General features: G+C 43.8%; 8 protein-coding genes. 3 read left to right on the forward strand and 5 right to left on the reverse strand.

All coding sequences use genetic code 11. The features are described from left to right. The first annotated feature begins 43 nt into the window (after positions 1-43). Together katG and JIG41_RS04100 are read left to right on the forward strand one after the other, a co-directional pair. Positions 44-2257, forward strand: a complete 2214-nt coding sequence (gene katG, locus JIG41_RS04095; RefSeq protein WP_036973125.1) for a catalase/peroxidase HPI — start codon at positions 44-46, stop codon at positions 2255-2257. Between the two features lie 177 nt (positions 2258-2434). After that, entirely contained in the window at positions 2435-4135 is a 1701-nt protein-coding gene (locus JIG41_RS04100; protein ID WP_199524289.1) for a diguanylate cyclase, read from the forward strand. A 143-nt stretch (positions 4136-4278) separates the two neighbouring features. Here JIG41_RS04100 and JIG41_RS04105 read toward each other — a convergent pair whose 3' ends face one another. Beyond that, positions 4279-5463 (reverse strand): NAD(P)/FAD-dependent oxidoreductase, encoded by a 1185-nt coding sequence (locus JIG41_RS04105; protein ID WP_036973136.1) that lies wholly within the window; start codon positions 5461-5463, stop codon positions 4279-4281. A gap of 322 nt (positions 5464-5785) precedes the next feature. Between JIG41_RS04105 and JIG41_RS04110 the strand changes: the two genes are divergently transcribed. Then, complete coding sequence (locus tag JIG41_RS04110; RefSeq protein WP_065978316.1) at positions 5786-7912, forward strand: S8 family peptidase; 2127 nt, start codon at positions 5786-5788, stop codon at positions 7910-7912. A 61-nt stretch (positions 7913-7973) separates the two neighbouring features. Here the strand turns inward: JIG41_RS04110 and JIG41_RS04115 are convergent, their stop codons facing one another. From JIG41_RS04115 to JIG41_RS04130, 4 genes are all read right to left on the reverse strand, one after another. Further along, entirely contained in the window at positions 7974-8447 is a 474-nt protein-coding gene (locus tag JIG41_RS04115; RefSeq protein WP_036973141.1) for a peroxiredoxin, read from the reverse strand. Positions 8448-8567: 120 nt separating this feature from the next. Beyond that, positions 8568-10493, reverse strand: coding sequence for a methyl-accepting chemotaxis protein (locus tag JIG41_RS04120; RefSeq protein ID WP_036973142.1), 1926 nt, complete (start codon positions 10491-10493; stop codon positions 8568-8570). Between the two features lie 116 nt (positions 10494-10609). Beyond that, positions 10610-11365, reverse strand: coding sequence for a class I SAM-dependent methyltransferase (locus JIG41_RS04125; protein WP_036973144.1), 756 nt, complete (start codon positions 11363-11365; stop codon positions 10610-10612). Between the two features lie 104 nt (positions 11366-11469). After that, positions 11470-12648: a two-component system response regulator gene (locus JIG41_RS04130; RefSeq protein ID WP_036973146.1), complete on the reverse strand. Its 1179-nt coding sequence runs from the start codon at positions 12646-12648 to the stop codon at positions 11470-11472. Positions 12649-12653 lie beyond the last annotated feature (5 nt).

The raw sequence follows: 12653 nt of genomic DNA on the forward strand, positions 1-12653 counted from the left end.
AACAGCTCTATATTTCACGCAACTTCCAACTGGAGACAACACAATGTTAAAAAAATCAACCTCAGCATTTTCAAAAGTCGCTGTTGCTGTTTCATTACTCATCGCAACAAATGTACACGCCACTAACGACATCAAATCAAATCAATTTTGGTGGCCAGAGCAACTCGACTTAAGTCAACTGCGCGCACACGGCGCTGAATCAAACCCAATGGGTCCTTACTTTGACTACAAAAAAGAATTTTTAAAGTTAGACCTTAATGCAGTGAAAGCCGATATTGAAAAAGTGCTGACTGACTCTCAAGACTGGTGGCCTGCCGACTACGGTCACTATGGTCCATTCTTCATTCGTATGGCGTGGCACGCATCAGGTACTTACCGTACATTCGATGGCCGTGGTGGCGCTGGCGGTGGTCAACAACGTTTCGACCCACTAAACAGCTGGCCAGATAACGCCAACTTAGACAAAGCGCGTCGCTTACTTTGGCCTATTAAACAAAAATACGGTCGCAGCATCTCATGGGCAGATTTAATGGCGCTAACAGGTAACGTGGCACTTGAATCAATGGGTTTCAAAACCTTCGGCTATGCCGGTGGTCGTGAAGACGATTGGGAGCCAGATTACGTTTACTGGGGCCCTGAAGGCAAAATGTTAACTGACGAGCGCCGTGACAAAAAAGGCAAACTAAAAGGCCCATTAGCGGCGGTTGAAATGGGTTTAATCTATGTGAATCCAGAAGGTCCACATGGCAACCCAGACCCACTTCTTGCAGCTGATGATATTCGCTTATCGTTTGGTCGTATGGCAATGAACGATGAAGAAATCGTTGCACTTATCGCAGGTGGTCACAGTTTTGGTAAAGCACACGGTGCGAAAAAAGCGACTTGTTTAGACAAAGAACCCGCCGCAGCCGCTATCGAAGAGCAAGGTTTAGGTTGGAAAAACAAGTGCGGTAAAGGTCACTCAGAAGATACTGTTACTTCAGGTCTTGAAGGCGCATGGACCGTGACGCCAACGCAATGGTCAATCAACTACTTACAAAACTTATTTGCATTTGAGTGGGTTAAAACAAAAAGCCCAGCAGGCGCAACACAATGGATCCCAGAAAATGGTCAAGCGTCTAACCTAGTGCCAGATGCGCACATTAAAGGTAAGCGTCATGCGCCTATCATGTTCACAACTGATATCGCGTTAAAGGCAGATCCCGCGTTTCGTAAAATTTCAGAGCGTTTCTTAAACGACCCGAAAGAGTTCGAACTAGCGTTCGCTAAAGCATGGTTCAAGCTAAACCACCGTGACATGGGCCCACGCGCTCGTTACTTAGGTGACTTAGTGCCAGAAGAAGTGCTAATTTGGCAAGATTACATTCCTGAAGTTGACCACAAGCTAGTTGATAGCAAAGACATCGCGTCACTTAAAGCAAGCATTTTAGATTCGGGTTTATCTGTATCTGAACTGGTACGTGTGGCGTGGGCATCAGCAGCAAGCTACCGCGATACTGACATGCGTGGTGGTGCAAATGGGGCACGTATTCGTTTTGCTCCACAAAAAGATTGGCCAGTAAACAACCCGAAAGAAGTGGCAAATGTGCTGAGCAAGCTTGAGAAAATCCAAACTAAGTTCAATAAAAATGCAGCAGGTGGAAAAGAAATTTCACTGGCAGATATGATTGTTCTGGGTGGCGCGGCTGCTATCGAAAAAGCAGCAAGTGATGCAGGTTTTTCTATTGCAGTACCATTCAAGCCAGGTCGTATGGACGCATCGCTCGAAATGACTGACGTTGAATCGTTTGAAGTACTTGAGCCTACGGCAGACGCGTTCCGTAACTACTACAGCTCAGCATGGAAATCACCTGCTGAAATGTTAGTTGAGCGTGCTGATTTACTAAGCTTATCGGTGCCAGAAATGACAGCACTACTAGGTGGTATGCGTGCCCTTAACGCTAATACTAACCAAACACAACACGGTGTATTCACGAAAAAACCTGGCACATTAAGCAACGATTTCTTCGTTAACCTACTCGATATGTCAACGAAGTGGTCTAAGTCATCTGAAGAAGGTGTTTACGAAGGCCGTGACCGTCAGTCAGGCAAGCTTAAGTGGACAGCAACACCGGTAGACTTAATCTTTGGGTCTAACTCAGAGCTGCGCTCTATTGCTGAAGTGTATGCATCTGACGATGCTAAACAAAAGTTTGTTGACGACTTCGTTGCAGCATGGACTAAAGTAATGACGCTAGACAGATTCGACCTACGTTAATACCAATACCAACTCGCTTAATTCAGTATTATTGCGCGTTGGTATTCATTTTTCGCAACCCATTAAGCCGCTTTTACAGCGGCTTTTTTTATTTTGGATAAAATTCGCTCGACAATGCAGCTGATTACGTTAAAAATAACACTTTATTACTAAACAATTTAGCCATAGGCACCAAGGATGATCGCACGTTTATTATTACTATTTTTTATCAGTCACTCCTTCTTTGCCTTTGCACAAAATAGCCCTACCACATCCGTTGACTCTGTTATATCACTCAACAATGAACAGGTTAACTTAACACGTTTCGATATGAGTTATTTTATTGATAAAACAGGAAAAATGACACTGTCGCAAATACAAAATCAAACATTCACAGCCAGTAAAAATGAGCTCACTCTGGGCACCAATGCCAAAACAACGTGGTCAAAAATAACCGTCAAAAACAACGACAGCGATACCTTACGTTTATTTATTCACAACCCCGATGCTTACCATCTAGAAGAGGTAGGATTTTACGAAACCCACAATGGGCAACTCATTAATCAATCTGAAATTCAACTAGATACATCGGGTCCAAAAGCCAATATGTTCGGCGGCAGTGCTGTGTTTTCGTTCTATATTGCCCCACAGCAGCAAAAAACCATTTATGTAAAAAGCGTTACTTTTTCGCATCAATGGTTTGCTCTAAATATTTATAATGAAGAGCATTCAAAACGCGCCCTAGTTGGCAACGGCAACTACATTGCATTACTGGTTGGCATGATGCTAGCGCTGATGATCTATAACTTTTTCTTGTACTTATCGGCACGTAAAATAGAAAATATTGTTTACGCCCTGTATTTAATATCGGGCACGGTATGGGTGGCGCTTTCGTATGGCGTAGCTGCTAACTTTTTTGGCATTTTTAGTGCTGAAGTACTGCAACTTAATTCTAGTTTGCTCAGTATGCCCAGCTTTTTAGTAATTTTTGTGATGCTAATTTTCGAGACTAAAAAGCATTACCCAAAAGAGCATATAGCCCTGTCGCTCATTCTCGTATTACTGGTTGGCGACTTTATTTACAGTTTATTCGATGTCGTTGGCGCACTAAAACCAGCCAGCACCCTTGCCGCAATGATGATGACCGTCACCTTTGGTGTCTCTATATCACTGTGGCGAAAAGGGGATTCACTGGCCAAATATTTTTTACTTGGCCATTCACTGTTCGTTATATTCAATATGCTGGCCGTGCTTTATTACAAAGGTATCACCGACGCGAACGTGATAAACAGTCATGGCGTCGGCATAGGTATTTTACTCGAAGCATTAATGATGGCGTTTATATTGTCTTACCGTATAAAAACGCTCGAAAAAATCAAAGCACAGCAAAAAGAATTAACGCGCCTTGTCGATACCGACCCAATGACAGGCCTGTATAATCGACGCTACTTTGATAGAAAAAGTGAAGAGCTCATTGCTGCAATGGCAAGCAATCATCAAGAGTTAACGCTGATCATCGCCGATCTCGACCATTTTAAAGCCATTAACGACACTTATGGCCATGATATTGGCGATAAAGTCATTATTGAGTTTGCAAACATACTCACTACACAACAACGAAAAGACGATATAGCCTGCCGCTACGGCGGTGAAGAATTTGTACTTTTACTGCATTGCAGCCTACACGACGCCAAAGCCGTGGCCGAGCGCATCCGCGAAAAAGCAGCAAACACCCGCATCAAAAGCAATGATGCTCAAGCCGTAAAGTTTACCGTAAGCCTAGGCGTTCACAGCGTTGCCCATGCCTCAACCACAATAAAAGAAACCCTATCAATTGCCGACAAAGCCCTTTATAAAGCAAAAAACAATGGCCGAAACTGTGTTGAAGTAGCGGTGTAAGCGAGTTCACATAACGGCAATGAACAAGTTATTCACCGTAGGTCGTTTTATACAACTGCACATTTAAAGCACTTCGCACACACTAAGCCCAACTCATAAGCAAAAGCGGAATTGGCGCAAAGCAGAGCGACTAGAGTCTATCATCAACAATACTGCCCTGCTGCAAAGCCACAGCTCCAAGCGTATTGGAAGTTGTAGCCGCCTAACCAGCCTGTCACGTCGGTAACTTCGCCGATAAAGTAAAGGCCGGGTGCTTTTTTGGCTTCGAAGGTTTTTGAGCTTAACTCATCGGTGTCTACACCGCCTAGCGTGACCTCTGCAGTGCGATACCCTTCGGTGCCGTTAGGTTTTATTTGCCAGTTGTGGATGTAGTCGTGCAGCGCATCTATTTGCGTGTGGGTTAGCTGATTAACATTACAATCAGGAATAGCTTTGGTGTCGTGCAGCATCTCTACAAAACGCTTTGGCAATATCGTCGCGAGGGTATTTTTTAGCGACTTTTGGCCTTGGCTTTGACGCCACTCTTCAAGCTGCTGTTTTAAATCGATCGCTGGTAATAAATTAATATACACACTCTGCCCTGCGCGCCAAAATGAGCTAATTTGTAAAATAGCAGGTCCCGACAAACCACGGTGAGTAAAGAGTATGTTTTCTTTAAATTGTGTACCGTCTTCACTTGTTACCACACACGGAATACTGATCCCCGACAGTCCATCAAAACGATCTTTATCGTGCTGGTGCAAAGTGAATGGCACAAGCGCTGCCATTGTGGGTAAAACCGTTAAGCCAAATTGCTCAGCAATTTTGTAGCCAATGGGCGATGCACCCAGTTTTGGCATTGTTAAGCCACCCGATGCAACCACCAGCGATTCACATTGATAAGTATCTTGCTCGGTTATTACCTCGTACCCTGCATCAGTTTTTGTGACGCTAAGCACTTCGTTGCGCAAGGCTATGTTCACGCCCGCCCACTCACATTCAGTCAATAAAATATCAACAATATCTTGAGCGCTGTTGTCACAAAATAATTGACCCAGTGTTTTATGGTGATACGCCAAACCATGGCGGTCTACCAACTCAATAAAGTCGTGTTGGGTATAGCGACTTAAACACGACTTTACGAAATGAGGGTTTGTACATAAGTAATTATCTGGACTGGCATTTTCATTGGTGAAGTTACACCGTCCACCACCGCTGATTAAAATTTTACGGCCCGGCTTTTTACCCATATCAAGCACTGTAACCGCTCGGCCTCGGTAACCTGCTTGTGCTGCACACATTAAACCTGCGGCACCGGCGCCAATCACAATTACATCTACTTGGGTCATTACGCATACTCATTAAAAAATTTAGCTGATTATAACAAGTTATTTTATACGCGGTGTTAACAGAAAGGTGTTTTTACAAAAAAGATAAACCTAAAAAACGAAATAAAGCAAAAACTCTAAATAGAAAAATTAAAACTTTAGAATGAGAAAACCACCTTAAAACCCAGTTAAAAGTCAGATTTAGCCATCTATACACTTGTTTATAACTAAAATAGAGACAAACATAACAAAACGATATTTTAACTTAATTTACATTTATTTTACCTTTGTCCCCCTTCGCGAAAAACATTGCGAAGAAACTTATAACAATCTAGGGATCATTATGACAACTAACAATAACTTAAAAAAGTGCGCAATCGCACTGAGCCTCACTGCGTTGTTTGGGACGACGGCAGCGATGGCAACGCCAAACCAAATGATGTCACCGTCTATGGCGGAAACAGCCGCTAAGCTACAAGGCCAAGACGGTTTTGGTACACAATTCATCATTAAATACAAAAATAACAATGATGAAATGATGACTATGTCGGCTGCAGAACAAACGCCGATGCTAATGAATAAAAAAGCGCAGGGCTTTGTTAAAAACTTCACAAGTAAAAAAGGCCAAGTGAAAGCACAATACGTGCGTGCAATGGCAATGAGCAATCACCACGTTATGCGTGCTGATAAAAAGCTATCAGCTGAAGAAGCTCAAGAGTTTATGCAAGAAATGGTTGCAACGGGTAACGTTGAATACATCGAAATTGACCAAATGTTAAAGCCATTTGCAACGCCTAACGATCCACGTTATTCAGATCAGTGGCATTATTATGAGCAAGCTGGTGGTTTAAACCTGCCTACAGCATGGGATACAGCAACAGGGAGTGGCGTTGTGGTTGCGGTACTTGATACGGGTTACCGCCCACACATTGATTTAAATGCCAACATTTTGCCGGGTTACGACATGATCTCTAACCTATCGGTAGCAAATGACGGTGGCGGTCGCGATAGCGATGCACGTGACCCAGGTGACGCAATTAGTGCTAATGAGTGTGGTTATACACACGGCGCACAAAGCTCAAGCTGGCATGGTACGCACGTTGCGGGTACTGTCGCTGCTGTGACTAACAACGGTGAAGGTGTTGCGGGTGTTGCGTATGACGCCAAAGTTGTGCCTGTACGTGTACTTGGTAAATGTGGTGGTTTAACATCAGACATCGCCGACGGTATCATCTGGGCATCAGGTGGTTCTGTATCTGGCGTTCCTGCGAATGCAAACCCTGCTGATGTTATCAATATGAGTTTAGGTGGCAGCGGTTCATGTAGCTCTACAACACAAAGTGCTATCAACCAAGCTCGTAATAACGGCACTGTGATTGTAATTGCAGCAGGTAACGATAACGACAACTCAGCTAACTATAATCCTGGTAACTGTAATGGCGTAGTAAACGTTGCGTCAGTTGGCCGTAACGGTGGCCGTGCTTATTACTCTAACTACGGTAGTAATATTGATGTTGCTGCACCGGGCGGCGCGCAAAGCTTTGCTAACGATTCAGAAGGTGTGTTATCAACTCACAACTCAGGCTCAACTAGCCCTTCAAGCGACAGCTATCACTATTCACAAGGTACGTCGATGGCTGCCCCACACGTTGCCGGTGTCGCTGCGCTTATTAAGCAAGCGAAACCTTCTGCAACACCTGATGAAATAGAAAGCATTTTAAAATCAACAACTCGTGCTTTCCCAGCAACATGTACTAGCTGTGGTACTGGTATTGTAGATGCGGCAGCAGCGGTTGCTGCGGCGTCGGGTACTACACCTCCACCGCCAACAGGTAACGTGTTAGAAGATGGTCAAGCTCTTACGGGTCTTAGTGGTGCGGCTAGCAGCCAAACTTTCTACACAATGGAAGTTCCAGCAGGTGCTACAAACGTAACATTCACGATGAGTGGTGGTACAGGTGATGCCGACCTTTACGTTCGTGCAGGTAGCGCACCAACAACATCAACATACGATTGTCGCCCATACAAAGGGGGTAATGAAGAAGTATGTTCGATTGATAACCCAACTGCAGGCACTTATCACGTTATGCTTAACGGCTACTCTGCTTATTCAGGTGTGAGCCTAGTGGGCGATTTAACAACATCTGGTGGTACAGGTGCACCTCAAGCAGGTGGCGGCACGGTTACTGATATTTCTGCAAGTGCGGGTCAGTGGAAACACTACACACTAGAAGTACCAGCAGGCATGGCAAGCTTCACTGTCACGACATCTGGTGGCACTGGTGATGCTGACTTGTTTGTTAAATTTGGCAGCCAGCCTACAACATCAAGTTATGACTGTCGCCCGTACAAAAATGGCAATGCTGAAACATGTACATTCAGTAACCCACAAGCAGGTACGTGGCACTTAAGCTTAAATGCGTATCGCACCTTTTCAGGTGTAACACTTGATGCACAATATCAGCCTTAATGGTTGAATACTCCCGTTTCCCCTGGGACTTTTAGCCGGACTCTCGTCCGGCTTTTTGTACTTATAGCTTTTCTAAAATAGCCTCAGCACGACTTACTGCAAACTCTTTATCTTGTTCAACAAATAAGCCTGCTACCGTTTGGTTTTCTACGATCATTGCATAACGCGTCGAACGAATACCACCAAAACTCGCGGTGTCTTTATCTAAACCAAGCGCTTTAGTAAAACTGGCATCACCATCAGCTAACATACGAATGTGTTCAGCGTTGTGCGCCTCACCCCATGCCTTCATTACAAACGCGTCGTTTACCGATACGCAGTAAATAGCATCAACACCTTTCGCCATAATTTTATCGGCAAGTGCCACAAATTCAGGTAAGTGTGCATTTGAGCACGTTGGTGTGAAAGCACCTGGCACTGCAAATAAAACCACTTTTTTGCCTGCAAACAAAGACTCTGTTGAATGCGTTTGCATTCCTTCGCTCGTTAGTTCTGTTAGGCTTGCTGTTGGTAAAGTTTGGCCTTGTTCAATCATCATAATTCCTTGAAATTTTAGTATGAGTTCAGAGTATATACCCAAACGATACATTGCAGCACATGCTTCATTTTACGATACACAAAAGTGCGTGATATCTGCGAAGCCATTTTCGGCTAATTACAATCCTAAGCTACGTTTAATGGTATTCATTTGCTGTTGTAGGCGCTGTTGAATATCGCTCACAAGAACATTTGATTCGCTTACTTGGCCTTTCATGCTGAGCATTGACTGACTAAAGTTTTCGAGCAAAGCATTTTGCTGCTTTGCAAGCTCCATGGCATCAAACGCGACTTTATTGGCGTCTTGTGCATTTTCGGCAACCCCTTCTGAGTTGCGCTTTAACTCTTGGGCATTTTGCGTTTGTAACTCGGCATCACTCGCAAGCGCACTAATTTGTGTTGATACCATGGTTGAGTTTTCACTTAAGCGATTAAGCTGGCTGTTAATATCATCCAGTGAGCCTTGGGTTTGTCTTGCTAATTTACGCACTTCGTCAGCGACAACGGCAAAGCCGCGACCATGCTCTCTTGCCCGCGCCGATTCAATGGCGGCATTAAGTGCCAGTAAGTTAGTTTGTTCGGCAATATTTTTAATGACTTCGATCACGTGGCCAACATCATTTACGCCACTTAATAGTGCTTTTAAACTTGTTAAACCTTGCTCTACACGTTGCTCAGTGTGTGAGCTGGCTATGAGCATGTTGTCAGCAAACCCTAAGCTTTGCTCCATGGCATCAAATGTGTGCTTGGCATTGTCGGCCACTTGGCTATTTATACTGTTAACTTGCTCGCCGATATGCTGAATATCATTGAGTAAAGCTTGATTTTGCTCGACCTGTGTTCGGCTCGCATCAGTTTGCTGACCAATCGTGTGGAGGTGTTCGCTCATTTCTAGCATAAAGTCATTAATGACTTTAAGCATTTGCGCCCGTTCTTCGGCTTCACCGCGTTGACGCTCAATTAGCTGGTTAAAGTAATGTGCTATTTCGCCCACTTCTGTCTTGGGGTTATTACTTTGAATATTTTTTAGTTCGTTGCTTTCAATTAAAAATGCAAACCCATCACGTAATTGACGCAGTGGATTTAGCACTTGATTACGCTGTACAAAGTACACGCCAGCCGCTAACACCACTAACATGCCAATAGCAAAGCAAAACACAATAAAAACCTGTTGCTTAAGTTGCCCTTGTTGCTCTTTTAATTTTTGCTCGGCACCGAGTACCGTACTAGACAGCGCGTTTATTTGCGCACGTAATGCTTGCATGCCTGTTTGGCGTTGCTCTGCTTGCGCGATGGTCGACGCTAAGTCGCGCGGAAAGCGCTTAGGCCAGCTGCTTAGCTCTGCTTTTATGTCGCCTGCTAAGTCTTCAGCCTCTTCGCCAAAAAATAAGGCGTCTTCGTCAACCTCGCTCATGACCCCTAAATTATCAAGTTGCGCTATTTTATTGGCAAGGGTGTTAAGGTTCGCCACACTTTGATTAAGGCTGGTTTTGGTGTCTTGATCAAAACTAACAATGAGTTTGTAAGTATATAAGGCAAGGGTCGTTACTTCGCTGTAGTAATCACTTGCAAGTTGATAATACTCAAGCGCTAATGCAGTTTGTGGCTTGGCTTGTGTTGCATAACCCACTAACGATGATGCCGACCCTGCCATTTGCCTGAGTGAATTATCAAGCAGCGCCATTTCGTTACCTGAAAGTTTCCCCAGTGCTCGGTATTTACCGTTAATGTCTTTATCTAATTCGCTGAGTTGTGCCGTTAGTTGGCTTGCGAGCTCGTTTGGTAAGCTTGCTAAATGCTGTTTTTTAACATCGCTGATCAGGGTAGAGGCTTGATTTAAATGTTGGCTATCACCTTGCTCTAAATAATCATCAAGGTGGCTTTTTAAATCAATAATAATGGTGTTTTTTAGCTTGTTGTAAGCGTTATCTTGTTGCTCTAAGCCGAGTAAGGTTTGGCTTGCCCAAAACAAGGTGGCCGCCAGTAAGATACTGGCAAGAGTGAGTAAAACGGCTAATAACCGAGTAAATGATGACACGCGCATGAACTACATTCCCAAAAGTCGTTACGCGCGTAGAATATTAACCTTTTATGACAATTTGATGTAAACTATCCAAATTAACGTCAAATGTAATCACAAATTAATACTTAATAACTGCACTACACCATGGCAGCTTTTACATACACATCAAAGCGGTTTTTCTTGGTTTTGATTTGCATGCTGGGGGTTTTGTCATTTAAAAAAGGCGCGTAATCAGGTCGCTTAACAACAACCCGCTTAGTAGCTAATGGATACGCAAATTCGAGTAAATCGTCTGCATCGTTGTCCGCACCCACCAGCTCTTGGAATACACGCATTTCTTTTTTAACCAGTGCCGACTTTTCTCGATGTGGAAACATAGGATCTAAATAAACAACATCTGGTACGTTGTTACACTGAGCCAGTAATGTGTGGCTTGAGCCAAACACTAAGCTCATTTTTTCTTTCATCCATGGACCAATATCAGCATCGTTATAGGCTCGCTCTAGGCCATCGTATAATAACGCAGCAACCACAGGATGGCGCTCATGCAAAATTACATGACAACCTAACGACGCAAGCACAAAGCCATCTCGGCCAAGGCCTGCTGTTGCATCAAGCACAACGGGAGTGGCTCCTTTATTTAAGCCCACCGCTTTGGCTATCGCTTGACCTTTACCGCCACCAAACTTGCGACGATGCGCCGCCGCACCACTCACAAAATCAACATGAATAGCGCCCAGCTTCGGCTCATCCTTTTTTTTAAGGCTTAGGCCCTGATCGTCATAGTGCAATGAAAAGCCATCATTATTTTTAGCCCATTCGGCTAAACCGAAACGTTGCTCTATGGCGTCTAAATAAGGACGCATTTCTTTAAAAGGACAATGAATTACCACAATTTACTCCGTGAACCGAATGCAACGCAAGTATATACCCAAACGTATTTAAGATACATGGTTCACAGGTGTGCAAAGTAAAAGTTACGTCACTATTTAAATCGCTAAAATAGCTCGATATCTGTTTGCGAGGTGACATCTTCAGTATGGCGTGGCTCTGCAATTTTTTGCAGGTTTTCTAGTAACTCATTACGCGATTCAATAATGTGTTTAAGCTGATATTTAATAAATGCTAAATCATCATTAAGCGATGCAAATAACAACTGGGTTTGCTGTAACTGCTGAAGGTGAAAGACCACTTCATCACTGCTTGATACGTTACTTTGTTCCACTGACTTAGTTAGCTCAACTAATTGTGCGGCAAACTTTTCGACAGCCCGCTCTCGTGAGTCACTATTTTGATACATCTGTTCCGACAGCTCATTAAAAGCATTACCAATTTGCTGTGCTTGGGCTAACGCGCGCTCGTTCACTTCCATATCTTGTACTTTGGCGTTAGTCACTTCGAGAATATGCGGAAACAAATCTTTGTAACGCCCATAAAGCTGCGCATCGTCTAATGGCATGTTTTTTACTAACATCGATATTTTTGGGTAATTAACAATGGTGCGATGCCCAAAATCAACAAAGCGGTTTGCGTCACGGTGTTTTTCAAGTAGCTCTTGCTCAAGCGGACATACTCCACCTTCTGCACTGCAAAATACGCCGATATCTTGATACCAGAATGCAAGAACCACATCGAGATCCATCGGATTAAAAAACTCAAACATGTGTTCAGACAACGCTTTAATATCATGCGCATGATAACTTTGCCCTACGTAACGCATTATACGCCCCATATCGCCCGAGTCTGTCATGGCTATTTCGGCGGTGATCTGCGCACGTTCAACATCACTTTTTAACTTTTTAGAGTGCTGACGATATTGGTATAACACGCGAATACGCGCCATAAGTTCTTCAGCGTTGAACGGCTTAACAATGTAATCGGCTGCACCGGCATTGTAGCCCTTAACCCGGTCGGGCAATTCGGTTTTACCCGATAAAAACATCACCGGTGTATCTTTCGTTTGTGGGTGTGCTTTAAGTTCAGTGCATACTTCAAAACCCGTTTTGCCGGGCATTTCAATATCCAGCAAAATAATATCTGGATTATATTTAAGTGCCTGTCTTAATCCTTCTTCGCCATTTTTAGCATGGATCAATGTGCAAAAGCCCGAGAGCGACTCTTCGATGACATGATGTACGTATTTATCATCATCAATGGCTAACACCAGTTTTGACATGCTTT

This window comes from Pseudoalteromonas sp. bablab_jr011, assembly GCF_016464045.1.
Taxonomy (GTDB): Bacteria; Pseudomonadota; Gammaproteobacteria; order Enterobacterales; family Alteromonadaceae; genus Pseudoalteromonas; species Pseudoalteromonas lipolytica.

What these genes read in the sequence shown, in the direction of transcription:
- JIG41_RS04130 (WP_036973146.1), bottom strand. Translation starts at nt 12,648, where the DNA reads ATGTCAAAACTGGTGTTAGCCATTGATGATGATAAATACGTACATCAT.
- JIG41_RS04100 (WP_199524289.1), top strand. Translation starts at nt 2,435, where the DNA reads ATGATCGCACGTTTATTATTACTATTTTTTATCAGTCACTCCTTCTTT.
- JIG41_RS04115 (WP_036973141.1), bottom strand. Translation starts at nt 8,447, where the DNA reads ATGATTGAACAAGGCCAAACTTTACCAACAGCAAGCCTAACAGAACTA.
- JIG41_RS04105 (WP_036973136.1), bottom strand. Translation starts at nt 5,463, where the DNA reads ATGACCCAAGTAGATGTAATTGTGATTGGCGCCGGTGCCGCAGGTTTA.
- katG (WP_036973125.1), top strand. Translation starts at nt 44, where the DNA reads ATGTTAAAAAAATCAACCTCAGCATTTTCAAAAGTCGCTGTTGCTGTT.
- JIG41_RS04110 (WP_065978316.1), top strand. Translation starts at nt 5,786, where the DNA reads ATGACAACTAACAATAACTTAAAAAAGTGCGCAATCGCACTGAGCCTC.
- JIG41_RS04120 (WP_036973142.1), bottom strand. Translation starts at nt 10,493, where the DNA reads ATGCGCGTGTCATCATTTACTCGGTTATTAGCCGTTTTACTCACTCTT.